Annotated in this window: 26 protein-coding genes; 15 read left to right on the forward strand and 11 right to left on the reverse strand. The window is 41.3% G+C overall.

Annotated features, from left to right (window positions below; all coding sequences use genetic code 11):
- Window positions 1-4: 4 nt before the first annotated feature.
- Window positions 5-772: a class I SAM-dependent methyltransferase gene (locus tag HWQ36_RS12300; protein ID WP_292702608.1), complete on the forward strand. Its 768-nt coding sequence runs from the start codon at window positions 5-7 to the stop codon at window positions 770-772.
- Window positions 773-774: 2 nt separating this feature from the next.
- Here the strand turns inward: HWQ36_RS12300 and HWQ36_RS12305 are convergent, their stop codons facing one another.
- Window positions 775-1,740: a class I SAM-dependent methyltransferase gene (locus tag HWQ36_RS12305; RefSeq protein WP_292702611.1), complete on the reverse strand. Its 966-nt coding sequence runs from the start codon at window positions 1,738-1,740 to the stop codon at window positions 775-777.
- Window positions 1,741-2,082: 342 nt separating this feature from the next.
- Between HWQ36_RS12305 and HWQ36_RS12310 the strand changes: the two genes are divergently transcribed.
- The 3 genes from HWQ36_RS12310 to HWQ36_RS12320 all read left to right on the forward strand — a co-directional run bounded on the left by HWQ36_RS12310 (window position 2,083) and on the right by HWQ36_RS12320 (window position 4,169).
- The gene (locus HWQ36_RS12310; protein WP_292702614.1) at window positions 2,083-2,781 is read left to right on the forward strand and encodes a glutathione binding-like protein; all 699 of its coding nucleotides are present in this window, start codon (window positions 2,083-2,085) and stop codon (window positions 2,779-2,781) included.
- 255 nt (window positions 2,782-3,036) lie between these two features.
- Entirely contained in the window at window positions 3,037-3,237 is a 201-nt protein-coding gene (locus HWQ36_RS12315) for a hypothetical protein (RefSeq protein WP_292702616.1), read from the forward strand.
- Between the two features lie 74 nt (window positions 3,238-3,311).
- On the forward strand, window positions 3,312-4,169 hold the full coding sequence (locus tag HWQ36_RS12320) for a lysophospholipid acyltransferase family protein (RefSeq protein WP_292702618.1): 858 nt from the start codon (window positions 3,312-3,314) through the stop codon (window positions 4,167-4,169).
- A gap of 156 nt (window positions 4,170-4,325) precedes the next feature.
- Here HWQ36_RS12320 and HWQ36_RS12325 read toward each other — a convergent pair whose 3' ends face one another.
- From HWQ36_RS12325 to acs, 5 genes are all read right to left on the reverse strand, one after another.
- Window positions 4,326-4,586, reverse strand: a complete 261-nt coding sequence (locus HWQ36_RS12325) for a MoaD/ThiS family protein (RefSeq protein WP_292702620.1) — start codon at window positions 4,584-4,586, stop codon at window positions 4,326-4,328.
- Window positions 4,587-4,968: 382 nt separating this feature from the next.
- Window positions 4,969-5,649 carry a tetratricopeptide repeat protein gene (locus HWQ36_RS12330; protein WP_292702622.1) on the reverse strand — a complete coding sequence of 227 codons (681 nt, stop codon included), beginning with the start codon at window positions 5,647-5,649 and terminating at the stop codon, window positions 4,969-4,971.
- 172 nt (window positions 5,650-5,821) lie between these two features.
- The gene (locus tag HWQ36_RS12335) at window positions 5,822-6,292 is read right to left on the reverse strand and encodes a DUF4365 domain-containing protein (RefSeq protein ID WP_292702623.1); all 471 of its coding nucleotides are present in this window, start codon (window positions 6,290-6,292) and stop codon (window positions 5,822-5,824) included.
- A gap of 4 nt (window positions 6,293-6,296) precedes the next feature.
- Window positions 6,297-6,782 (reverse strand): DUF4365 domain-containing protein, encoded by a 486-nt coding sequence (locus tag HWQ36_RS12340; protein WP_292702625.1) that lies wholly within the window; start codon window positions 6,780-6,782, stop codon window positions 6,297-6,299.
- A gap of 308 nt (window positions 6,783-7,090) precedes the next feature.
- The gene (gene acs, locus HWQ36_RS12345; protein WP_292702627.1) at window positions 7,091-9,064 is read right to left on the reverse strand and encodes an acetate--CoA ligase; all 1,974 of its coding nucleotides are present in this window, start codon (window positions 9,062-9,064) and stop codon (window positions 7,091-7,093) included.
- Between the two features lie 385 nt (window positions 9,065-9,449).
- Between acs and HWQ36_RS12350 the strand changes: the two genes are divergently transcribed.
- The 5 genes from HWQ36_RS12350 to HWQ36_RS12370 all read left to right on the forward strand — a co-directional run bounded on the left by HWQ36_RS12350 (window position 9,450) and on the right by HWQ36_RS12370 (window position 13,425).
- The gene (locus tag HWQ36_RS12350; RefSeq protein WP_292702629.1) at window positions 9,450-10,604 is read left to right on the forward strand and encodes a transposase; all 1,155 of its coding nucleotides are present in this window, start codon (window positions 9,450-9,452) and stop codon (window positions 10,602-10,604) included.
- Window positions 10,605-10,737: 133 nt separating this feature from the next.
- Entirely contained in the window at window positions 10,738-11,382 is a 645-nt protein-coding gene (locus HWQ36_RS12355; protein WP_292702632.1) for a restriction endonuclease subunit R, read from the forward strand.
- A gap of 22 nt (window positions 11,383-11,404) precedes the next feature.
- Complete coding sequence (locus HWQ36_RS12360; protein ID WP_292702635.1) at window positions 11,405-12,133, forward strand: Uma2 family endonuclease; 729 nt, start codon at window positions 11,405-11,407, stop codon at window positions 12,131-12,133.
- 91 nt (window positions 12,134-12,224) lie between these two features.
- Entirely contained in the window at window positions 12,225-12,917 is a 693-nt protein-coding gene (locus HWQ36_RS12365; RefSeq protein WP_292702637.1) for a hypothetical protein, read from the forward strand.
- A gap of 67 nt (window positions 12,918-12,984) precedes the next feature.
- Complete coding sequence (locus HWQ36_RS12370) at window positions 12,985-13,425, forward strand: hypothetical protein (RefSeq protein ID WP_292702640.1); 441 nt, start codon at window positions 12,985-12,987, stop codon at window positions 13,423-13,425.
- Window positions 13,426-13,521: 96 nt separating this feature from the next.
- Here HWQ36_RS12370 and HWQ36_RS12375 read toward each other — a convergent pair whose 3' ends face one another.
- Genes HWQ36_RS12375 through HWQ36_RS12385 form a run of 3 tightly spaced genes read right to left on the reverse strand, consistent with a single transcriptional unit; the run spans window position 13,522 to window position 14,212 of the window.
- The gene (locus HWQ36_RS12375; protein ID WP_292702643.1) at window positions 13,522-13,773 is read right to left on the reverse strand and encodes a type II toxin-antitoxin system RelE/ParE family toxin; all 252 of its coding nucleotides are present in this window, start codon (window positions 13,771-13,773) and stop codon (window positions 13,522-13,524) included.
- The gene (locus HWQ36_RS12380) at window positions 13,770-14,039 is read right to left on the reverse strand and encodes a hypothetical protein (RefSeq protein ID WP_292702646.1); all 270 of its coding nucleotides are present in this window, start codon (window positions 14,037-14,039) and stop codon (window positions 13,770-13,772) included. Before HWQ36_RS12380 ends, HWQ36_RS12375 begins: the two co-directional genes overlap by 4 nt.
- Window positions 14,036-14,212, reverse strand: coding sequence for a hypothetical protein (locus tag HWQ36_RS12385; protein WP_292702648.1), 177 nt, complete (start codon window positions 14,210-14,212; stop codon window positions 14,036-14,038). The genes HWQ36_RS12380 and HWQ36_RS12385 overlap by 4 nt, the downstream gene beginning before the upstream one ends.
- A 499-nt stretch (window positions 14,213-14,711) precedes the next feature.
- Between HWQ36_RS12385 and HWQ36_RS12390 the strand changes: the two genes are divergently transcribed.
- Window positions 14,712-15,128 (forward strand): hypothetical protein, encoded by a 417-nt coding sequence (locus tag HWQ36_RS12390; RefSeq protein WP_292702650.1) that lies wholly within the window; start codon window positions 14,712-14,714, stop codon window positions 15,126-15,128.
- Between the two features lie 11 nt (window positions 15,129-15,139).
- The gene (locus tag HWQ36_RS12395; protein WP_292702652.1) at window positions 15,140-17,269 is read left to right on the forward strand and encodes a tetratricopeptide repeat protein; all 2,130 of its coding nucleotides are present in this window, start codon (window positions 15,140-15,142) and stop codon (window positions 17,267-17,269) included.
- Here the strand turns inward: HWQ36_RS12395 and HWQ36_RS12400 are convergent.
- Window positions 17,258-17,398 carry a DUF433 domain-containing protein gene (locus tag HWQ36_RS12400; RefSeq protein ID WP_292702685.1) on the reverse strand — a complete coding sequence of 47 codons (141 nt, stop codon included), beginning with the start codon at window positions 17,396-17,398 and terminating at the stop codon, window positions 17,258-17,260. The genes HWQ36_RS12395 and HWQ36_RS12400 overlap by 12 nt on opposite strands.
- A 678-nt stretch (window positions 17,399-18,076) precedes the next feature.
- On the opposite strand from HWQ36_RS12400, the gene HWQ36_RS12405 reads away from it, so the two are divergent.
- From HWQ36_RS12405 to HWQ36_RS12415, 3 genes are all read left to right on the forward strand, one after another.
- Window positions 18,077-18,376, forward strand: a complete 300-nt coding sequence (locus HWQ36_RS12405; RefSeq protein ID WP_292702655.1) for a hypothetical protein — start codon at window positions 18,077-18,079, stop codon at window positions 18,374-18,376.
- A 208-nt stretch (window positions 18,377-18,584) separates the two neighbouring features.
- Complete coding sequence (locus tag HWQ36_RS12410; RefSeq protein WP_292702658.1) at window positions 18,585-18,749, forward strand: hypothetical protein; 165 nt, start codon at window positions 18,585-18,587, stop codon at window positions 18,747-18,749.
- Between the two features lie 90 nt (window positions 18,750-18,839).
- Window positions 18,840-19,562 carry a TerC family protein gene (locus HWQ36_RS12415; RefSeq protein WP_292702660.1) on the forward strand — a complete coding sequence of 241 codons (723 nt, stop codon included), beginning with the start codon at window positions 18,840-18,842 and terminating at the stop codon, window positions 19,560-19,562.
- A 218-nt stretch (window positions 19,563-19,780) separates the two neighbouring features.
- On the opposite strand, the gene ndk is transcribed toward HWQ36_RS12415, so the two are convergent.
- On the reverse strand, window positions 19,781-20,230 hold the full coding sequence (gene ndk / locus HWQ36_RS12420; protein ID WP_012412496.1) for a nucleoside-diphosphate kinase: 450 nt from the start codon (window positions 20,228-20,230) through the stop codon (window positions 19,781-19,783).
- Between the two features lie 241 nt (window positions 20,231-20,471).
- Here ndk and speA point away from each other — a divergent pair, with 241 nt between their 5' ends.
- On the forward strand, window positions 20,472-22,490 hold the full coding sequence (gene speA, locus HWQ36_RS12425; RefSeq protein WP_292702667.1) for a biosynthetic arginine decarboxylase: 2,019 nt from the start codon (window positions 20,472-20,474) through the stop codon (window positions 22,488-22,490).
- Window positions 22,491-22,693: the final 203 nt, after the last annotated feature.

The raw sequence follows: 22,693 nt of genomic DNA on the forward strand, positions 1-22,693 counted from the left end.
AGGTATGAAAATTGATTTTGGTGCAACTGCTGTTGATTACGCAAAACACCGCGCTGGCTTTCCCAGTTCATTATTTAACAAACTGTCTGAATATGGTATAGGTTTACCAGGGCAAAATATTGTTGACCTTGGTACAGGTACAGGAACACTAGCGCGGGGCTTTGCTGATAGGGGTGCTTATGTAATTGGCATAGATCCATCAGCATCACTTTTAGAACAAGCCAGACAGTTAAGCGAATCAGCCCAAATCAAAGTCGATTATCGAGTCGCAACTGCCGAGAATACCGAGTTACCAGATGCAAGTGCCGATGTAATCACTGCTGGACAATGTTGGCATTGGTTTGAGCGTCCCCGTGCTGTCCAAGAAATTACTCGGATATTGAGAAAAAATGGCTCAATTGCGATCGCACATTTTGATTGGATACCCTTAAAAGGTAATGTCGTTGAAGCCACAGAACAACTGATCAAGGCTCATAATCCCGCGTGGAATCTGGCCGGCGGTAATGGCTTGCATCCCTTGTGGTTACAGGATATTGGCGAAGTTGGATTCCGAGAAATCCGCACATTTTCTTACGATGTATTTGTATCTTATACACACGAAGATTGGCGGGGACGAATTCGGGCTAGTGCTGGCGTGGGAGCCAGCCTGACACCAGAAAAAGTAGAAGTATTTGACCAAGAATTGGCAACATTACTCGAAGCAAAATATCCCACACCAATCCTTCAGGTTCACCATAGAGTTTGGGCAGCGATCGCCAAATCACCGCTATAAACCTAGTCGCCCTTGATAGGTTTGATTCTAGCGATCGCTTGTAGTAACATTTTTGGCAGCCAAAAAAGATAACAATATACTTGTTTTGCCTGACTATAAAGCGAGAATAACTTTCCTTCACTCAATAAAGTATATGGCCGAACTGCTCTGAGAATTTCTGCAAATTTATCTTCAGTCGCAGTTTCAACTGAACCACTTACAGAATAACCTTGTAAATGCGGAGGTAAGCGCCAGTTAATTTTAGGATCTGGCTGATGTATTACAGGCTCAACATTTCCCCGCCATGCAACTCCCATAATTTGCATAGTTTGATACACCATTGTGTTCCATCCTTTCTCTTTGAAGTAGTCCAAGCCTTGTCCTACGTCAGGAGAAGCCAAATCATGAAATAAAATTAAAGCATCTGCTTCTGCAAATTGTTCGCAAATAATTGCATCATTGAGCGGAGCCGGTGCTTCGTGATTACCATCTATAAATATCAATGACCATTTATGTTGAAATTTATTTGCTATCTCTTCTACTTTTTCAGGGCTATATCCTGGTATTAGATTCACAGATTCCTTAACGCCTGCCGACTTTAGTGACTCTGTGACGCTTTCATGAAATAATTGTTCAGATAGCATCGGATCAATTACATCTAGCTCTACTCCTCCTAAAGCCAGATGACAAGCTGACCAACCCATCCAGCAACCTATTTCTAAAGCTTTTTTCCCCTGAAATTTCAAGGCTGTATTGTATAGAATATGAGCTTCATCTCTGCTCACAAATCCTACCTTCTGCCGTCGCTTATCCACGTACCAGTTATGAGTAATATCCCGCCGCAAATAAAGCCAAAAAGATTCATATTTATTGCCTAAAATTATATTAGGAAAATATGAATCTGGCTGGATAGTGGAAAATCCTGATGAAACATAATCTCCTTTTGGCAATAAGTTTCCTTCAATCACTTTTACTGTTTGTTCACTCATAAGTTACTCTCTAAGTATTTGAAATTCTAGGTTGTGGGGTTACAATTCAACTGGTCACGGCAAGAAGTCCGCCACCAACTTTCGGTTTGGTGGCAGGAGAAACGCCGCTCCTACACTAGGAACTAGGGACTAGGGACTAGGGACTGGGGACTGGGAATACATTCCAAAATTGGGGAGGGGTTAAAGACACGAACATAATTTTTCACTTCTTACTCAATCCCCAATCTCTTTTACTTTTCACAGTTTTTGCCCTCTTTTTTCAGATTTTGGGATAAATCCGAAAAAAAGAGATGTCTGCACCATTCACTTAAAAAGAATCGCACAATTTTAGGACAAATAACCATGATTGATCTTTATTATTGGACAACCCCAAACGGTCATAAAATTACGATTTTCCTGGAAGAAGTCGGCTTGCAATATACCATAATTCCTGTGAATATTGCGGCAGGAGATCAATTTAAACCCGAATTTTTGAAGATTTCTCCCAATAATCGCATGCCTGCGATCGTTGATCGTGAACCAGCAGATGGAGGTGCGCCGATTTCGGTATTTGAGTCTGGGGCAATTTTGCTATATTTGGCAGAAAAAACCGGGAAATTAATCCCGCAAGATTTACGCCAACGCACTCAAGTTTTAGAATGGTTGTTCTGGCAAATGGGCGGGCTGGGGCCAATGGCGGGACAAAATCATCACTTTAGCAGCTATGCTCCCGAAAAGATTGAATATGCCATTAAGCGCTACGTAAATGAGACGGGACGCTTATATGCAGTGCTGAATAAGCAACTAGCAGACAGAGAATTTGTGGCTGGCGATTATTCCATCGCTGATATTGCTGCTTATCCTTGGATTGTGCCCCATGAGATCCAAAGTCAAAATCTAGAGGATTTTGCTCATCTCAAGCGCTGGTTTGAGACAATTAAAGCTCGTCCGGCAACAATTCGCGCCTACGAGAAAGCAGAAGCATTTAAAACTCCAGCACTCGATCCAGATAAGTTACGAGATATGTTATTTAATCAGTCGGCGAAGACTATTCAACCTTGAGCGTTCTGGGCTTGAAGAAGAATCCAGAATTTAGAATGGGTGTAAGTAGGTTGGCGCAATTAAAGCTAACTGGCTAAGGCTGTCCTTTGTCACTTGTACTGAGCGACTTGTGCCGAGCGAAGTCGAGGTAAGCCGAAGTATTGGTCATTAGTAAGGGTTTTAAGCCTATTTATGTTTCGTAACTACTTGGGTTTTTCCGCACCAACTTACTTAGCTCATTCTAAATTCTGTTTGATAAAACAATAGGAGGATTGCGTGGGCTGGTTAGCACCGGAAGCAGGAGGTACAGCCGTTTCGCTGTTTATCTTTAGCTTTTTTGTTAGACAGGGAATCGGCGCAGCAGTATTTGGTAGGATTGTGGATAACTTCGGCTACATCTATTGTTTTATTCTGGTTGGTATAGCGATCGCTTTGCTCTCTGTTTGGCTAGTCAAGCAAAAGCAATACAGCGCTTGAAAGTCCGGTTAATCTTAGTTTTAATTCAAGACTTCCCGCATCCCCCGAAGTTCCGATCTTGTTAAAATGTATCGATGTCAAAAAAGCAACATCTCTTAAAGAAAAAACCCGGTTGGTCTTTGGATGAGCGAGATCCAAAGTTCATAGAATCTCTGATGCCTTTGTTGGGCTTTTTGTATAAGTACTATTTTCAAGTTCAAACTAGTGGCTGGGACAATATTCCATCCCAAGAAAAAGTCTTATTTGTCGGTTCGCATAATGGGGGACTCGCAGCTCCCGATATGGGAATGGTGATGTACGACTGGTTCAAACGATTTGGTGCAAAGCAACCCGTTTATGGTTTGATGCATCCCAAGGCTTGGCAGGTTAGCGAACCACTAGCGCAACTAGCTGCCAAGGCTGGAGCAATCATAGCTCATCCAAAAATGGCTTACACTGCTTTGCACTCTGGAGCTAGTGTGCTAGTTTATCCAGGTGGAGCCGAAGATGTGTTTCGACCGCATTATTTACGTAACAAAATCTACTTTGCAGGGCGACAAGGATTTATCAAGTTAGCGTTGCGGGAAAATGTGCCGATTGTACCTGTGATTTCCTGGGGCGCTCACGATACGCTGATTGTACTAGCTGACGGTTACAAAATTGTGCAGCAACTCCACGAATGGGGAATGCCTTGGCTGCTTGGGATTGATCCAGAAGTTTTTCCGATCTATCTCGGATTGCCTTGGGGATTAGCAATTGGCCCATTGCCCAATATTCCATTACCTGTGCCGATGTACACGCGGATTTGTCCGCCGATTGTATTTCAACGTTATGGCCCTGAAGCAGCTAGCGATCGCCACTATGTCAATGAATGTTATGAATTAGTTGTTAGTCAGATGCAACAAGAGTTAGATAACTTAGTTAAGGTAACTGCTGAGTCGAATAGTAGGTGAGGGGAAAGGGGCAGGGGGAAAGGGAGCAGGAGGTAGAAACTCTTTATATCTGATGGCGTGAGTCCTGCATTTTTGACCTCACTTACTTGCAATCTGCTGTAACTCCTAACTTTTGTAGAGACGCGATTAATCACGTCTCTACTCCTAATTATTTTCCTAGCCGCCGCTAACTGGTGGAATCAATACGACTTCATCCCCATCTTGTAATAGGGTATCTGGTTCAACAAATATTAAATTAATCCCGAAGCGGGTGATGTCTCGCCATTGAGAAAGTTCAGGGTGTTCGGTTATGAGGCGATCGCATACTGCTTTGACTGGCATACTATCGGGAAATTCCAGTACCAGTTCCGAAACCTTAAAGGCTTCTTGATAAGCAGCGAACAATTTGACGGTAACGGTGATTGCAGATGTAGACATACAATATACTTTGGCAGTACCAGCAAGTAGTTTAATACTTGACAAGCACCGTGAACTGTTGGGGTTAATTATACATTACTAAGTACATTATTTCATCAGTTCATAACGAAAATTGTCTGTATAAGAAGAATTCAGAAGTCTTGAACCAGAATTCAGCTTGATTTAAGTTATTTCATTCATTACAATAATTCTGTAAATATTTTTATTTAAAAGGGCGGGCAAGATGCCCACCCCACAATAATTACAAATTTTATACCTGTTAACAAACAACCAGATTCCTTAGCGACTGCTGCATAAAACTCGATCGCATTTTTAGTACAGCGTCCTTAAAGCTAATCTTCAACAAGTGTTTTTACCTTTTATCCACTGAATAATCTGATTTTCATGAAACACTAGGATCGTCAGCAGTTTTGATCTCTTTCAATATTCGTTCGACTTGGTTAACTTTTTCACTTCTATTCTGTGCTTTGAAAATATTTAAGGCTTTTTCTAGAGAAGATAGCGCCTCGTCTTTTTTATTTGTCTGCCACAATGCCAGTGCAAAATTAGTCAGGGCCTCGCCATAATTAGGATTGATTTCTAGAGCTTTTTTATATTCAGTCATGGCTTCTTCCCAGCGACTTTGGCTAGCATAAATCATACCGATCGCATTATAAGCTAGAGCGTATTTTGGTCTCAAACGAATGGCTTCTCGGTAGACGCTAATTGCTTCTTCTGATTTCTTTTGTTGAAAAAGCACGTTTCCTAATTGAAAGTGCCCAAAAGCATCTTCTGGGAATTTTTTAACGAATTTACGTAAATTTTCTTCTGCACCTTTAAAGTCTCCTTGATTATACAGAGCATTAGCTTGTTGGATTAGCTGCGATCGCTCTGGTGTATCTGTATCTGAAAATTGTGCTATTTTTTGCGGTTGTCTCTGTGCATCCTGTTCTGGCCTATGCAAAGAAACTTTTGCAGGAACCGCTAACACTAATGGTGATATACCCATTACAGCGATCATACTCAGCATCATGCAGCTAACAGGTTTAACAAATGTTGATTTGTGTTTGCGCTTCACCTTCATTGCCCTGAGTGCCTCAATAATGTCCTATTCTTATAATAATCTGAGGATGCATTAGTAAGTCTGCAATGCGCTAAGAAGTGTGTCAATATACTGACTGCACGGTGTCCTTAAAATTTTAGGGACGGGCGATTGCACCTCTTTCTTTTATAAGAATAAATTTGTATATTCATCCTTATGGATTATTTCTCTGGTCATACCAACTATTTACTCTGGAAATCATATTAGCTATTTCTTCGTCATCAAGTTTTTTTAGTTCCTTATTTTCATTAAATATTAAGCAAACATTATTTGACTCATTAATATTAGGCTCTAAGATCCATTTGTAATAAGCTTTATCATTATCTAATGTAAAGAAAAATAAGCAAACCGGAAATGGAAAATCTCTGAAAAAGTATGTATTTATATTGGTTTTTAATTTAATAATATCGTTATGCTGTATTAACCCAGATGTAGAAACTGTTGCTTTTACTTCTACACCAAAAAGTCTACCACTGGAAACACCATCTTTAGTAATTGTGATTAAAAAATCTAATCCTTTATCTAGTGTTGGCTGAGAAATAATCAAGTCATCCCGACGAGTTAAGTAAACAATGGCAAGAGATTCTGCCCGTTTTTCAATATACCAAGGTGCTGTGGTTTCCATAGTTTTATCTCCAATCTTGGTCAGCAAATTTTGAAACTAAATAACTAGTGTGGTATCTATTCCAAAAATCGTTAACTTCATGCCATAGAAGTTGTCGATTCTGTTTAATAATTTTAAATAGTGTAGAGACGCTCGACAGAGAATTAAGGCTTTCACCATTGGCAGAAACTATGTAACCTGTCTCTTGGATTTCATCAATACCAACTATATAAGTTGGTGCTGGATAAGATGCTAAACCAACTAAACTCTCTTGTCGTACTTTTACCTTAAGACGATTGAGTTTTTTAGTATAACCTTCTCTTGTTGTTTTGACTTGTACAAAAAAGTAAGGAACAGATTTTTCAGATCCTACTAACTCCACTATAAAATCAACGTGCTGCCATTTATCTCCTAAAAATTGCGGTTTGAAAATAGGGCCAGCATTAGAGTGAAATTCCGTCATTAATACTGTAAAAATTGCTTCGCCTCTTTGCCCTAGTGCATCCCTCATTTATATACCTATTTTAGTTTATTTAGCATAGGGTAGACTGTTTTGCCCACCCTAGATTATTAACGCTCTTTTATGACTCTGATGAAAGAAAAAATGTAGGTTGGGTTGAACTTTAGTGAAACCCAACAAAACCAAGGGTTTTTCGTGTTGGGTTTCGTCCCTCAACCCAACCTACTCGTAAATTTATCAAAGCCTTAAAAATCAAGGGTTCTGAATTTTTATTTAACGAGAGTAATAGAAGAGCCTTAAGAGTTGCTGTGTGTTAATTTGTTGTTAACATACTAGGCATGTGAGAAATTTTGAATTGTTTACGTGCCTTCTCGCAATTTATCTAACACGCTTCTATCTTCTAATGTTGAAGTATCACCAGATACCTCTTCCCCAGCAGCTAGATTCCGCAATAAGCGTCGCATAATTTTACCCGATCGCGTTTTAGGCAAAGCGTCGGTAAAGCGAATTTCTCCGGGACGGGCGATCGCACCAATTTCTTTGACGACGTGCAGTTTGAGTTCTTTACTCAGTTCTTCACTTCCCTGATAAGTGCCTTCTAAAGTCACAAAAGCCACTACTTCTTCACCTTTGAGTTCATCCGGTTTACCCACTACCGCCGCTTCTGCAACGGCTGGATGCGAAACTAAGGCTGATTCTACTTCCATAGTACCAAGGCGATGTCCTGATACATTCAGTACGTCATCCACACGACCCATTACCCAGAAGTAGCCGTCTTCATCGCGTCTAGCGCCATCACCAGCAAAGTAAGTGTAGTTACCATCTTGAGGCGGAATGTGTTCCCAATAGGTGCGGCGGAAGCGTTCTGGATCGCCGTAGACTGTCCGCATCATTCCTGGCCACGGATGACGCACCGCCAGATAACCGCCTTCGTTATTGGGTACGGTATTTCCTGACAAATCCACGACATCTGCAATAATTCCTGGGAAAGGAAGAGTTGCCGAACCTGGTTTAGTAGGGATTGCTCCTGGTAATGGTGTAATCATGATACCGCCTGTTTCGGTTTGCCACCAGGTGTCAACAATTGGACAGCGATCGCCACCAATTATTTTCTGATACCACATCCAAGCTTCGGGGTTAATGGGTTCGCCGACGGTTCCTAGCAAACGCAACGAAGACAGGTTTCGCGCATTGGGATGGTGTTCGCCCATTTTAATAAATGCCCGAATTGCCGTAGGTGCTGTATAAAAAATATTAACGCCGTATTTTTCAATGACATCCCAGAAACAGCCAGGATTAGAAGCACGAGGCGCACCTTCATACATCACCGTGGTTGCACCGTTGGAAAGGGGGCCGTAGACAATGTAACTATGCCCCGTAATCCAACCTACATCGGCGGTACACCAGTATACATCTGTATCTTGGAGGTCGAATATCCACTTGGTGGTAATATGGGTATATAAGTTATAACCCGCAGTTGTATGCACTACACCCTTCGGTTTACCTGTACTACCAGAAGTGTAGAGGACAAATAGCATATCTTCACTGTCCATCGGTTCGGCGGGACAATCTGCTGATACTCCTTTTTGTAAATCATGCCACCAATGATCGCGTCCACCCAACTGCATATAAGTTTCTTGTGCGGTGCGCTTGACAACGAGGACATTTTCGACGCTGGGAACAGCACCATCAGCTAAGGCTTTGTCTACCTGTTCTTTGAGAGGAACGATCGCATCTTTGCGCCAACCACCATCAGCCGTGATTACCAGTTTAGCTTGAGCATCAATTAAGCGATCGCGCAAAGCTTCGGCACTAAAACCACCAAATACCACACTATGGGGTGCGCCAATTCTCGCACAAGCTAACATGGCGATCGCAGCTTCGGGAATCATTGGCATATAGATTCCCACGCGATCGCCTTTTTGTACACCCAGTTGCTTCAATACATTGGCGAACTGGCAAACTTCTCGGTGCAGTTGGGCATAAGTGAGGGTACGCGAATCACCTGGTTCTCCTTCCCAAATCAAAGCTGCTTTATTTTTGCGCCAAGTCGTGAGATGTCTGTCAAGGCAGTTGTAAGAAATATTCATCTTACCGCCAACAAACCACTTCGCAAAAGGCGGTTGCCAATCTAGCACCGTGTCCCATTTTTGGAACCATTCTAATTCTGTTCCAGCCAAATCTGCCCAAAATTGTTGCGGATCGGCTTTAGCTTGATCATAGAGACGCTGATAGTCGCCTAAGCTTTTGATATGGGCATTCTGCGAGAATTCACTAGGAGGATGGAAGAGGCGGTTCTCTTGGAGTATAGATTCGATATTTGGTTCAGACATGGTTAGTTATGAGTGCGATCGCTATTATTACTAAAAACTATTCTTAGCTCAGTTGTGCTATAAGGTGTTTAGATTTTCGTTAAGCTAGGTAGAAATTGCCGAGTTATTTAGTTTACATTGCTTTTTATCTACCAAAAACAAGCAATCGAGAAATGTAAAGACGTTACGAGTCGTGAAGCGTAAAGCCCCCGTGTTTTTAACAAGTTCCTCGGGTTTAAGTCCCCCGGTTCTGTAACCAGTAAGTTTTGTGTTGGGGTTAAATCCCCATTACAAAACTTAATTACGAATTACGAATTACGAATTACGAATTATTTTAACCGAGGGATATAAGCGAACAGGATAAATTTATTTATCCATATCTTACCTAATACTGTAAGATAGGTTTATGGCAAAACTAGCACTAACAGTAAAACTTTCTTTTTACCGACTAAACCAAATAAAAGCACTTGAGTTTGAACATATGACAATGGTTAACACTCAAGTTGCTAACGATTTGCTATTAGTCGATAAAAAAGAACGTAAAAAGTTAACTAGTTCTGCTTTTCGTCATATAGAAATTGGTTCAGCCTGGATTAATCAAACAATCCGCAACACTAATGCTAAAACGAAAGTAAAGCATTTTAAGCGGATGTGGCTAGAAGTCAATAACCAAAACTTTGAAATATCCAAGCAAGGCAAATTCTACACCGTTGCTTTTAACTTGTTAAGAGGGCGGAAAGGGCGAATACCTCTTGATATTCATTCAGCTTCGCATACGGATACATTAGATAAGATTATTTCTGGAGCCGCTAAACTTGGTTCGCTGAAATTATGTAAATCTAAAAAGGGTATCTGGTATGTACTGATATCTGTATCGATGGACGTTCCCGATGCAGGTCAAGTCAAAGGTTGGATTGGAGTAGATAGAGGTCAAAATAATATTGCTGTTGCTGCATTACCCAAAGGGTTTGGTAGGTTTTGGAAGGGTGGTCGAGTTAAGGAATTGAGATGTCAGTTTCAACGCACTCGGTGCAAACTACAAAATGCTAAACAACTTAAGGAAGTAAAGCGACTAGAGCAACGTGAAAGCCGTATCATGACCCATATTAACCATGTCATTTCAAAGCAATTGGTACAGTTTGCCCAAGACTTTGGAATGGGATTACGGTTTGAAGATTTGTCTGGTTGCCGTCAAACAATGAAGCAAAAGAAAAAAACAAAATCTGATGCTGCCAATAACCGTGATAGTTGGGCATTCTATCAGCTTGAATTATTTACCAGATACAAAGCGATTCGTGCAGGTATACCAGTTGAGTCTGTACCAGCCCCATATACCAGTAAATCTGATCACCGCAATGGTGTATTAGGAGTACGGAATAGAGATTGGTTTCGGGGTTTTGATGGGTATAGGTGCAATGCTGATTGGAATGCTAGTCAAAATATTGGTCAATGGTTAGGTTTTTCATGCCCTCTGAGTCTTCAGAAACCTGTATTTGCAATGGCTACAGTTGATGCAGAGGGTGCGGTCAATGACAGTCCGTTAACTGGCGAAGCGTCTTAGCGGGTGGATTTATCCCCCGCTAAGACAACCGCTAGAATCGCAGTCAATAAATTGGCTGCGAGTGTCAAATTGCAGCCTATCTACCGCGAATGTTGCAAAATATAAGTAGTCTTGACAAATAACGCCTGAAACTATGACGCTCACCGTCGAAGCTAGTAGCCTATCTCTCAACGATGTTCATCGCTTCCTAAAACTGGAAGAACTTTCCAATGCCTCCTTCACTGATTTCTTAAATTTAGAATCGTTAACAGAGTTTGAACAAGAGGATTTATTGCGAATTAGAAACGATTTTCGTCGTTATCTATCAGCAGGTAAAATTTCTGAGGGGCTAGTTAAATTCTTAACGCTCGCACCCTTAATGCGGTTAGCTGGATTTTACGATGTGCCGATTCGGTTAACAATGGAAGATAGTATTGCGATCGCTGTCGAAGATGAAGACAGAAGAATTACCGGACGGATGGATATTTTAGCAATCAATAGTTTTCAAAGTAATATTGCACCGCCTTTTTGGGTTGTAGTAATTGAAACGAAAAATAGTGCGATTGAAGTTGGTGAGGGTTTACCTCAATTACTCACTTATGCTTTTAAGAGTTTAGAGCAACAACCATCTGTTTGGGGACTGGTAACTAACGGACTGCGTTATCAATTTGTTAATCTAAGACGTGACGAGCAGCCAAATTATCAGTTAATGCCATTATTAAGTTTAAACGAATCTCCAGATGCAATTGAGTTATTGCAAGTTTTCAAAGCCATCTGCAAGTTACCAAATTTTCAGTAAATAAATTGCGGAGCGATCGCTGATGTCTGAACCTGCTACTTTAGAATTAATCTCTGATAAGATTTCAGAGGAGGAAGTGATTTTTCCTCCTGGTGATATACTGAGTGACGAACCACCCTTGGAAAGTGACCTACATCGTGACCAAATCGATTTGCTGATTCGCCTACTTAAATTATGGTGGCGAGAAAGACAAGATTTCTATGCGTCTGGCAATTTGACGGTTTATTACAGTCCTAACCAGAAAAAATCAGAATATTTTCGTGGCCCAGACTTTTTTGTAGTTTTGGGAACCGAGAAAAAAGACCGTAAGAGTTGGGTAGTTTGGCAAGAAGACGGCAAATATCCAAACGTGATTGTGGAAATTTTGTCAAGTTCAACGACAGCAGTTGATAAAGGTTTAAAAAAACAAGTTTATCAAGATACCTTCCGTACACCAGATTATTTCTGGTTTCACCCTGTAACAATGGAACTTCAGGGATTTCATTTAGTTGATGGGAAGTATCAAGAGATTCAAGTAACTACTGATGGACGTTTGTGGAGCCAGCAGTTAGAACTTTATTTGGGGGTTTATGAAGGTAAATTAAGATTCTTCACTACTGAAAATCAATTGATATTATCATCAGAAGAGTTAGCTGAACAAGAACGTTTACGTGCTGAACTTGCAGAAGAACGCGCCCAACAAGCAGAGCAAGAACTTGCTCGATTGCAGGATTTATTACGCACACAGGGCATCGACTTAGAGAATATTTAATTACATCAGAAAATTAATTAAGTACACTTTCAAGTTAAAATCTAGTTATAGATGTGTAAAAAAGCGTTATCTTCTGAAAGTAGGGCATCGTTTGCAAGCAACAGAGATTAAGGATAAGCTAAAGTCACTTACCCTGCAAGCTTCCTCGGTAGATTATAATTTGGCGAGAAGATTAGATGAAATCAATCGTTGGGTAAAGAATATCAAGCCAGGTTCCCTGACTGCAAAACCATTTGTTATTGCATTTCTCTTAGAGGTAATTACGGATTCTACTATTTGGCTGATAATCAAATCCTTACCTTCGGAAGAAGAACAGAAAGCAAAGTTTGAGTTGATGACACCGATTGAGAGATATTGGTACGGTTATTTATTTCCTAGATGGATTAATGCAAGTGACTCCAAGTTTTATATTTGGAAACAAAAATTGATGGCAGGCGAATTTAATCAGGTTGATGATGATATCATTAAGTCAATAGCTCAAGATGTTGTTAGTCGAGAAGGTAGTTTTTGGCAGCGTTATATCGCCGACCTATCAATGGCAACAGACCTAATTGTTAGTAATCGTAACAATCAACCGCTTTGCATTCAAGTTACTAGTGTCTCTGAAGAACTTAATTACCAAAAGTACCAAGCTTGGCAAAATACACTGCGATCGTGGGAAATAGAGAGAGGATTGTTCTTAAGTTATAATCCCAAGGATGCTAATTTTGTCAACCAGTTAGTCAACGTGGCCCTGTATAACAGTGATTACCTTTCTGGTGGCAAATATTTAAAATTTTCATGAACTTTAAGGAATTTGATATTTCCGGTTTGTGTTCAGCCTACATACTTACTTGCTAATTACGGCTTTTATGGCTAACAAAAGAGAAACTCACTGCAACAATCAAGTGGATACATTTGCTGAAGCTTTAGCAACAGCGCGACAAATGCAGCAGAACTGGCTAACTTATGGAGTTAATTTTGTAAATTTTTACGTTGAAGATGTAGATGGAGACTGGCTAGAAACGTGGGGACATGACGAAATTTTAGGTAATTCTCAATTAGATACTATCAAAGAATTTTTGGTAAGTAATGATACTGTAGCTGTTAAAGTAAGACAGCATTTAGGAGAGCGATCGCTATTTGATTTTGCAGTAAACTTAGAAGAATCTTGGAGAATTTCTGAATCTAATGACAGGTTATCTGCTGTAAGACACCTCTTAGCTGGTGAAGAAAATAGTATTGATACAGATGACATCAGGTTCTTGAATTTAGTAAACAGTCTGCTGGTAAAGTTGGCAGAGATTTTGTGAGATTTTGAGTTGCGTAATGGTAGAGTAAACTTTGAACTTAAGGGTTTTCATGTTGCGATTGAGTGGCATATAGGCGATCGCTTTTTCAGACAATCTTTAATAATCTTTTAGATGTGCGATCTTTATGACTATTAGTAGTAAGGGTTGATCTTGAATCTGGTAAATAATGCGGTATTCACCCAAACGAACCTTATACAGCCGTTCGGTGTCCTTCAATGGATAAGCGTCTTCTGGACGTGGATTTAATGCTAGTTCTTCTAACTTTTGTGCTAGTTGTTGCTGCACCACTGAGTTTAATTCTGTAATTTTTTGCACAGACGAAGGTGCTAATGCTACTTGATAGCTCATATCCCTAGCTCCTTTTTAATGTCTTCAAAGGGTGTTGTCCCCACCCCTGCAATTTCCTCTAGTGTTTTATAAGCATCTCTGACATCAGCCTCATCTAACCTTGCTTCAATTAGCTCATGCATCTGCTCTGTTGAGGTAATTTCGATACCTGGTTCTTCTCTAAGTTTGTCCGTTAATGCATGAAAAGCTTCTTGATCGTCTCGATGTTCTAACACATAAGCTCTTAACTCTTGTTTGGTCATCGCTTGAAAATTTTTCCTAGTCATAAATATCTTACCCTCCCATTTGGCAATATTTCTACTTCAAAGCTTTGTCCAGCCAGAATGTAAATGCGTGTTGTCCGTTCATCTAATCTCACCAAGTGAATTGGTAGGTACATCTGAGTTAAATCCTGACACACCTTAAATAATTCAATTGCTTGTTCATTAGTTGGTTTCATTCAGCATTATTAACAAATTAAATTGTAGTAAATTGCTTGCAGACGCTATTTACTTTGTTTTATTTAGGTTGTATACGTATATTTTGGATAAAAATCTTACACAGTTTAAGCAATTATGACTAACGTTTAAGCGTTTGTTGCAAACGTTCAAATGTTTCTTATCAATGTTGCAACAATAGTTACTCAGCTTGAAGTAATAATAAGAAATACTTAAGCAGTTATTACAACTGTTCAATTTTTTCTTATCAATGTTGAAGCAATTGTTACTTACGTTGAAGTATATATAAGAAACGTTTAAGCAATTGTTACAAAAGTTAACTATTTTCTTATCAATGTTGAAGCAGTTGTGACTCCCGTTAAAACTTTGGTTTATAACGTTGAAAGTTTTCCCTTAGCTCGACTTTCACCAGAGAAACTGCATTAGCTTTTAACTCTCTGGAATCTAAACATTTGTTATTGTATCCATCAGTGAAGATGTCGCTGGATAAGGTAGGATACTTTGGAACCAATCACAGCTAGTGCGATCGCAACTCTCGCTTTTACTAAAGCATTTGAGACAACCATCGAGAAATTTACTGAAGCAGCCCTTGGTAAAATGGATGAGCTGCGAAAAAAGATTTGGGGTAAGTTACGGGGAAATCTGAAAGCTGAAACAGCCCTCGTTGCTGCTGAAAAAGGCTCGAAACCAGATTTAGATAAGGTTGCTGCTTACTTACAGATAATTTTACACGAAGAACCGGAGTTTGCTAAAGAAGTAGAAACACTGGCTCGTGAAATTGAGGCTGGTAAGATAGTTGACAAAAGCAATATGACTCAAATCAATCAAGACAATGCCAAGGGATGGCAAACTAAAGTTGAGGGTGGAACAGTTTATCAAGGCGATATTAACATTCATCATGCACCCCCTAATTCTTGAATTGAGCCATCATGAACCAAAGCAACCAGGATAATGCCAAGGGCTGGCAAACTCAGGTTGAGGGTGGAACAGTTTATCAAGGCGATATTAGTATCTACAATTCCCCTACTGGGCAGTTACACTCATCTCCTCCAAATAATATTCCTTATCGGGGTGTCGCCCACTTTGTCGGGCGGGATGAGAAACTTGTAGAACTACATAAAAAGTTGCAGCAAAATGACAACGCGGCAATTTTGGCTGTGGCTGCTATGGGAGGAATCGGTAAAACTGAACTGGCGACACAATACGCACAGCGCTATAAAAACAATTATCCCGGTGGGCTTTGCTGGTTAGATGCCAGAAAACCAAATTTAGCAGCAAAGATTGTGCAGTTTGCTCAGTTTTACATGAAACTGGAAGTACCGCAAACCTTATTGACTTCCCAGGAACAAGCAAAATGGTGCTGGCATAACTGGCAACCACAAACAGGGTTAGTCTTGGTAGTATTGGACAATGTTGACGATGAGACTAACTGGGAAAATTCTCGCCAAGTCCTGCCAACAGATAACCGCTTCTGTATATTGATGACAACTCGGTTGCGAAATCTCGGTTCAACAGTTCAACAAATAACTTTGGATGAACTCTCACCAAACGATGCTTTGAAATTGTTGACAGTTTTGTTGGGCGAAAACGATAGGCGAGTGCAACGGGAACCACAAACGGCAACAAATTTATGTCAATGGCTGGGATATCTGCCTTTAGGTTTGCAATTAGTCGGCGCGTATTTAGCAGAAGATCCAAACTTGTCTTTAGCAGAGATTTTACAGCGATTGCCAGCCCGACAAAAGTCTCAATTGGAAGCCGTATTTGAATTAAGCTGGCAACAACTCGATTATATGACAAAGTATGTCGGCGAGTTGTTGAGTTTATTTGCCCCAGATATCATTCCTTGGCAAATAGTTGAATCTGTCAGTCAGCAGCTAAATTGGGCAAAGGTAGATGTTGACGAGGCGAGAAAGCAACTTTATAAGCGCCATTTAATTCAAAGCGTCGCAGAAGGAGAAAGTTGCTATAAAATTCATCCTTTAATTAGGGAGTTTTTGCAGGGTAAATTGGTAGGGTTAAGCACAGCCGATGACCTCAAAAAAGCCTTTGCCGCAGCATTAGTAGAAATTGCTGAGAAAATACCTGAATCTCTCACCCTTGAGGATATCAAGTCAGTGCAACTGGCAATTCCCCATTTAACTGAAGTGGCACAAAATCTGATTGATGCTGTGCAGGATGAAAATTTATTTTGGGTTTTCACTAGCTTGGGCAAATTTTATGAAGGACAAGGTTTGTATACCCTAGCAGCACCTTGGTATGAGCAAGGATTCTCAACGGTGCAAACCCGTTTGGGAGAAGCACATCCCTCTGTTGCTGCCACCCTAAACAACCTGGCAAATCTCTACAAATCTCAAGGACACTACGACCAAGCCGAACCCCTGTATCTACAAGCTTTAGAACTTTTTAAACTCCTGCTGGGAGAAGCACATCCCCTTGTTGCCACCAGTCTGAACAACCTGGCATTACTCTACAAAAATCAAGGACGCTACGACCAAGCCGAACCCCTGTATCTCCAAGCTTTAGAATTGAGAAAACGCCTGCTGGGAGATGCACATCCCTCTGTTGCCACCAGCCTGAACAACCTGGCAGGACTCTACTATTCTCAAGGACACTACGACCAAGCCGAACCCCTGTATCTCCAAGCTTTAGAGTTGAGAAAACGCCTGCTGCAAAAAGCACATCCTGATGTTGCCGCCAGCCTGAACAATCTGGCATATCTCTACTATTCTCAAGGACACTACGACCAAGCCGAACCCCTGTATCTGCAAGCTTTAGAACTTTATAAACGCCTGCTGGGAGAAGCACATCCCCTTGTTGCCAGCAGCCTGAACAACCTGGCAAATCTCTACTATTCTCAAGGACGCTACGACCAAGCTGAACCCCTGTATCTCCAAGCTTTAGAAATTCGTCAGCAGGTGTTTGGGGTAAATCATCCCAATACGGTTACTGTTCGGCAAAATCTAGAAAATATTCAGGCTAAAAAGAGTGCTAACCGGAAAGTTAAGAACAATACTAACAATTCTTGGTGGCAGAAACTTTTAGGGTTATTTGAGTGAAGCAAAAGTTGTAATCGCCAAAATATCTTCAGATTCTAAATCGTCATAATCTGCCAATATTTCTTCAGCACTCATACCAGAACTGAGCAGTTCCAAAATAAACTCAACTGGATAACGAAGTCCTCGAATACAGGATTTATATTAATTCGTAATTCGTAGTTCGTAATTCGTAATTAATAAAGTTTTACTTAGTCTGGGTTTCAGGGGTTATATCTGTTTCATTATTTTCGTGAAATGGTATTACCGTGGCAGATATTTGGATTATGAGTAATGCGTTGTAGAAGTGCGTCCTTCATAAAAGAAATATTTATAAATTATGATGATATTTTTGTTCTCATATTTTAACCTAGTTTGGGCGTTTAGAGGATGTTTGAAAAGTTTTCTTATCGGTAACAAAACGTTGTAGATCCCCCTAAATCCCCCTTCAAAAGGGGGACTTTGATTCCGGTTCCCCTTTTTTAAGGGGGGCTAGGGGGGATCAGTTAGTGCCTAAAATCACAGCCAACCACTTTTCAAACAACCTCTTAAATCCCCTGCTTCTATCAAGCAGCGCGTTTTGTGTGGGGTCTAAATCCCGGCAACAAAACGTAATTGCGAATTGCGAATTGTTCTAATTCTAGATGCCAAATAACGACGACAAAAAAATAATTGTAGCTACAAATAAATACTTTTAACTTTTAATTTATTTTTTATTTAGGGGTTTACAAGTATAAAATTATACTTTAATATAAATAAGAAAGGCGATCGCCCTCTGCCAAGAATCTGCGATCGCCTTTCTGTAAACCCCCATTCTGGGAGACAATTACAATGATGGCACAAGTACAAAAGTTTGTAAAAAATCAGAAGTTCGCCCAATCAGAATTACAACAGTACTTAGATGGCGAAAACTTAAATACACCCATCCTTAATCAATCTTCTGAAAATCAATTACCGAAAAGAGAACCGATTAAACATCTATTAATAGGTTCTCCAAAAGCAGTTACTAGCACAATTCACTATCTGCAAGTGATTGGCTACGCCAGCACCGGCGATTGGAGTCCGCTATTACCAACCGCCAACCCAGGCGAGGTAATGAGTATTTTAATCCGTCAGATTTTAATGCAATAGGACATATCAAGATGGTGCGTTGCACTGCGCGACAACGCACCCTACTTGAACTTCACCTATCGTAGGGGTTTAGCATATTGCTAAACCCAAAAAGCAGTGATTTTAATCCAATGCGGTTCAGTTAAGGGTTATTGGTATAGATAATTGGTCTTTCAGGACGCGATAAATCGCTTCTCTACATCAGGTTTTTGGGCTTATCTGAACTGTATTGGATTTTAATCAGAATTCTAGATGCGAACTGACAGCAGTCCATTGCGATCGCATTGAGCAAGATGTTAAAACTTTGGGTGTATTGACTTATACGCAAATTACCCCACTGGCACTGCGATCGCATCCATTCAACCCCCTTCAAAATGCACCACAAGCACGTTAAGCTGAATTAGAGTAGCAATTTATTGCGCTTTTTAATATGCAAATCTCTGTTCTTGTCAAATTTTAATTTTTTCTGCTTGAGAAACCCGGAATGCTAGACCGAATTTTTGATTACCTCGACTTTCATTTCAGCCTTGAAGCCCTTATAGTTTTGCTGATCCTGGTGCTTTTAGAGGCGCTGTTATCTGCCGACAATGCGATCGCCCTCGCTGCGATCGCAAAAGGGTTGGAAGACAAGGAACTTGAGCGTAAAGCCCTCAACTTTGGTTTAGTCGTTGCTTATGTGCTACGAATCAGCCTGATTCTCACTGCCACTTGGGTGCAAAAATTCTGGCAATTTGAATTATTAGGCGCTGCTTATCTGCTGTGGTTGGTATTTCAACACTTTACCTCAGAAGAAACAAAAGACGATCACCATCACGGGCCGCGTTTTAATTCATTGTTGCAAGCGATACCTGTGATTGCATTTACAGATTTGGCATTTTCTTTGGATAGCGTGACAACTGCGATCGCAGTTTCTCAAGAAAAATGGCTAGTGCTGACGGGTGCAACAATTGGGATTATTACGCTGCGATTCATGGCGGGATTGTTTATCCGTTGGCTAGACGAATATGAAAACCTAGAAGACGCAGGCTATGTAACTGTAGCGTTCGTAGGCTTGCGCCTGTTGTTGAAAGTGGTGAACGATAATTTAGTTCCACCAGAATGGATCATGATTACTGCCATCTTCCTGATTTTAGGTTGGGGATTTTCTAAGCGTGTTAGCACTGAAGTGCCCGAATTAGAACCAGAGAAGAGCGAAGTCTCGAAGTGAGGGAGATGGGGAGCAGGGAGCAGGGAGCAGGGAGCAAGGGAGCAGGGGGAGATGAGGGAGACAAGGGGGACAAGGGGGAATTATTGAATAGTCTCTTCCTTGTCTCCCCCCTCTTCCTTGTCTCCCTTGTCTCTTTTCCATGCCCAATGCCCAATTCCCAATACTTCGACTTCGCTCAGTACAAGTGCCCCATGCCCAATCCCCACTCCCCTAATCCCTTACTCGTGCAACCAAGGGGTTATGTGTGGTTGCCAATTGACTAATTCTTCATCTTTAAACCATAGGGCTATTTCCTGTTGTGCGGTTTCTGGAGCATCAGAACCGTGAATCAAGTTGCGACCTATATTTATGCCAAAATCACCGCGAATCGTTCCCGGCTCGGATGTTAAGGGGTTCGTGGCACCAATAATCTTTCTGGCAGATGCAACGACACCATCACCTTCCCATACCATCGCTACTACTGGGCTAGAAGTGATAAATTCTACTAGACTACCAAAAAAGGGACGTTCCCGGTGAACACCATAGTGTTGTTCCGCCAGTTCTTTACTGACTTTCAGGAACTTTAAACCAACTAGGGTAAAACCTTTAGTTTCAAAGCGACGGATAATTTCCCCCACTAATCCCCGTTGTACTCCGTCAGGCTTAATTGCTAAGAATGTACGTTCCATTGCCATCTCCCAAAGCTTAATAAAGTTTTTATCTTGTCATTAGTCATTTGTCCTTTGTCATCTGTCATTTGTCCAAGGGTTTTGCACTCTTGACTAATACTTCGACAACGCTCAGTACAAGTGACCAATGACCAATGACCAATCAGAGTTTATCTCAGAAATTATCCTTGGGTACATATACGTTCCCAAATGAATGCGTTAAATTGTTAAGTCGTGGGCGAAAAACAGAGGTTAGGAAGAAATGGGTGTTGAGTCAACTGCTACATCTGACGAGGTGGTACAAGTACCGTCCAATGGACAAAAATCTGAAGTGAAAAATCATAAGCAAAAGAAACTTTTACCACCTAGTACTACCACAGGAAGTTTACCTCGCTCCTGGAAAATTGAGGATAGCGAAGCGTTATACCGTATTGAAGGTTGGGGACAACCCTATTTTTCCATTAGCGCTGCTGGTCACGTCACCGTGTCACCAAAGGGCGATCGCGGTGGTTCCCTAGACTTGTTTGAATTGGTTAACTCCATGAAACAGCGCAACTTGGGACTTCCGATGTTGATTCGCTTTTCTGATATTTTGGAAGACCGAATTGAACGGTTGAATGCTTGTTTTGCTAAAGCGATCGCCCGCTACAACTACCCTGGCGTATACCGGGGTGTGTTTCCTGTCAAATGCAACCAAGAGCGGCATTTGATTGAAGATTTAGTCAAGTTTGGCAAACCTCATCAATTTGGTTTAGAAGCTGGCTCCAAACCAGAATTAATGATTGCCCTGGCTGTCTTAGATACTCCAGGAGCATTGTTAGTTTGCAACGGCTACAAAGACCGAGAATACATCGAAACAGCAATGTTAGCCCAGAGACTAGGGCAAACACCAATCATCGTCTTAGAACAGATTGAAGAGGTTGATTTGGTAATTGATGCCAATCGCCAGTTAGGTATTAAGCCGATATTAGGAGTCCGTGCTAAACTCAGTACCCAAGGCATGGGACGTTGGGGAGCCTCTAGTGGCGATCGCGCTAAATTTGGTTTGACGATGCCTGAAGTCATTGAGGCTGTTGATAAGTTACGGGAAGCTAACCTGCTCGATTCTTTGCAGTTGATGCACTTCCACATTGGCTCACAAATCTCTGCCATTAATGTGATTAAAGATGCCATCCAAGAAGCCAGCCGCATTTATGTGGAATTGGCCATGCTGGGGGCGGATATGAAATACCTTGATGTTGGTGGCGGCTTAGGCGTAGATTATGATGGCTCCCAAACCAACTTCTATGCGTCGAAAAATTACAACATGCAGAACTATGCTAACGACATCGTAGCAGAGTTAAAAGATACCTGTGCAGAGCGCCAAATTACCGTACCAACACTGATTAGTGAAAGTGGACGAGCGATCGCTTCCCATCAGTCAGTGCTGATTTTCGACGTTCTGAGTACCAGCGATGTCCCCCTCGACGCACCAGAACCCCCACAAGAGGGAGAATCCCCAATCATTAATTATCTTTGGGAAAGCTACCAATCAATCAACCAAGAGAATTACCAAGAGTTGTATCACGACGCGGCCCAATTCAAAGAAGAAGCCATCAGCCGCTTCAACTTAGGAATTTTACGCCTCAGAGAACGAGCCAAAGCCGAACGGCTCTACTGGGCTTGTTGTCAGAAAATTCTTAACATCACTAGACAGCAAGAATACGTACCCGATGAACTAGAAGACCTTGAGAAAATCATGGCTTCCATCTACTACGTTAATATGTCAGTGTTTCAATCAGCACCAGATTGCTGGGCGATCGACCAGCTATTCCCCATCATGCCAATCCACCGCTTGGATGAAGAACCAATCCGGCGAGGAATTTTAGCAGACCTCACCTGCGATAGTGATGGTAAAATCGATCGCTTTATTGACCTGCGCGATGTCAAATCAGTTTTAGAACTACACACCCACAAGCCCGGAGAACCCTATTATTTAGGGATGTTCTTGAATGGAGCTTACCAAGAAATCATGGGCAATTTGCACAACCTATTTGGCGATACTAACGCCGTTCACATCCAATTAACGCCCAAAGGCTACCAGATTGAACACATCGTCAAAGGTGACACCATGAGCGAAGTAGTAAGCTACGTTCAGTACGACTCCGAAGATATGGTAGAAAACATTCGCCAGCGTTGTGAGAAAGCATTAGAAGAAAAGCGGATCACCCTAGCAGAATCTCAGCGATTACTGCAAACCTACGAGCAGAGTCTTAGAAGGTATACGTATCTAAATAGTTAAATTGGGAATTGGGAATTGGGCATTGGGCACTTGTACTGAGCGACTTGTGCCGAGCGAAGCCGAGGTAAGTCGAAGTATTGGGCATTGGAAAGAGACAAGATGAGGCGGGAGACAAGGAAGAGATTTATTCAATAATTCCCCCTTATCTTCCTTGTCCCCCTCATCTCCCTTGTCCATCTATCCCCCATGCCCCATGCCCCATT

The sequence above is a fragment of the Nostoc sp. NMS2 genome (assembly GCF_017115105.1).
Lineage (GTDB): Bacteria > Cyanobacteriota > Cyanobacteriia > Cyanobacteriales > Nostocaceae > Nostoc.

What these genes read in the sequence shown, in the direction of transcription:
- HWQ36_RS12300 (WP_292702608.1), top strand. Translation starts at nt 5, where the DNA reads ATGAAAATTGATTTTGGTGCAACTGCTGTTGATTACGCAAAACACCGC.
- HWQ36_RS12305 (WP_292702611.1), bottom strand. Translation starts at nt 1,740, where the DNA reads ATGAGTGAACAAACAGTAAAAGTGATTGAAGGAAACTTATTGCCAAAA.
- HWQ36_RS12310 (WP_292702614.1), top strand. Translation starts at nt 2,083, where the DNA reads ATGATTGATCTTTATTATTGGACAACCCCAAACGGTCATAAAATTACG.
- HWQ36_RS12320 (WP_292702618.1), top strand. Translation starts at nt 3,312, where the DNA reads ATGTCAAAAAAGCAACATCTCTTAAAGAAAAAACCCGGTTGGTCTTTG.
- HWQ36_RS12325 (WP_292702620.1), bottom strand. Translation starts at nt 4,586, where the DNA reads ATGTCTACATCTGCAATCACCGTTACCGTCAAATTGTTCGCTGCTTAT.
- HWQ36_RS12330 (WP_292702622.1), bottom strand. Translation starts at nt 5,649, where the DNA reads ATGAAGGTGAAGCGCAAACACAAATCAACATTTGTTAAACCTGTTAGC.
- HWQ36_RS12335 (WP_292702623.1), bottom strand. Translation starts at nt 6,292, where the DNA reads ATGGAAACCACAGCACCTTGGTATATTGAAAAACGGGCAGAATCTCTT.
- HWQ36_RS12340 (WP_292702625.1), bottom strand. Translation starts at nt 6,782, where the DNA reads ATGAGGGATGCACTAGGGCAAAGAGGCGAAGCAATTTTTACAGTATTA.
- acs (WP_292702627.1), bottom strand. Translation starts at nt 9,064, where the DNA reads ATGTCTGAACCAAATATCGAATCTATACTCCAAGAGAACCGCCTCTTC.
- HWQ36_RS12350 (WP_292702629.1), top strand. Translation starts at nt 9,450, where the DNA reads ATGGCAAAACTAGCACTAACAGTAAAACTTTCTTTTTACCGACTAAAC.
- HWQ36_RS12355 (WP_292702632.1), top strand. Translation starts at nt 10,738, where the DNA reads ATGACGCTCACCGTCGAAGCTAGTAGCCTATCTCTCAACGATGTTCAT.
- HWQ36_RS12360 (WP_292702635.1), top strand. Translation starts at nt 11,405, where the DNA reads ATGTCTGAACCTGCTACTTTAGAATTAATCTCTGATAAGATTTCAGAG.
- HWQ36_RS12370 (WP_292702640.1), top strand. Translation starts at nt 12,985, where the DNA reads ATGGCTAACAAAAGAGAAACTCACTGCAACAATCAAGTGGATACATTT.
- HWQ36_RS12375 (WP_292702643.1), bottom strand. Translation starts at nt 13,773, where the DNA reads ATGAGCTATCAAGTAGCATTAGCACCTTCGTCTGTGCAAAAAATTACA.
- HWQ36_RS12380 (WP_292702646.1), bottom strand. Translation starts at nt 14,039, where the DNA reads ATGACTAGGAAAAATTTTCAAGCGATGACCAAACAAGAGTTAAGAGCT.
- HWQ36_RS12385 (WP_292702648.1), bottom strand. Translation starts at nt 14,212, where the DNA reads ATGAAACCAACTAATGAACAAGCAATTGAATTATTTAAGGTGTGTCAG.
- HWQ36_RS12395 (WP_292702652.1), top strand. Translation starts at nt 15,140, where the DNA reads ATGAACCAAAGCAACCAGGATAATGCCAAGGGCTGGCAAACTCAGGTT.
- HWQ36_RS12405 (WP_292702655.1), top strand. Translation starts at nt 18,077, where the DNA reads ATGATGGCACAAGTACAAAAGTTTGTAAAAAATCAGAAGTTCGCCCAA.
- HWQ36_RS12415 (WP_292702660.1), top strand. Translation starts at nt 18,840, where the DNA reads ATGCTAGACCGAATTTTTGATTACCTCGACTTTCATTTCAGCCTTGAA.
- ndk (WP_012412496.1), bottom strand. Translation starts at nt 20,230, where the DNA reads ATGGAACGTACATTCTTAGCAATTAAGCCTGACGGAGTACAACGGGGA.
- speA (WP_292702667.1), top strand. Translation starts at nt 20,472, where the DNA reads ATGGGTGTTGAGTCAACTGCTACATCTGACGAGGTGGTACAAGTACCG.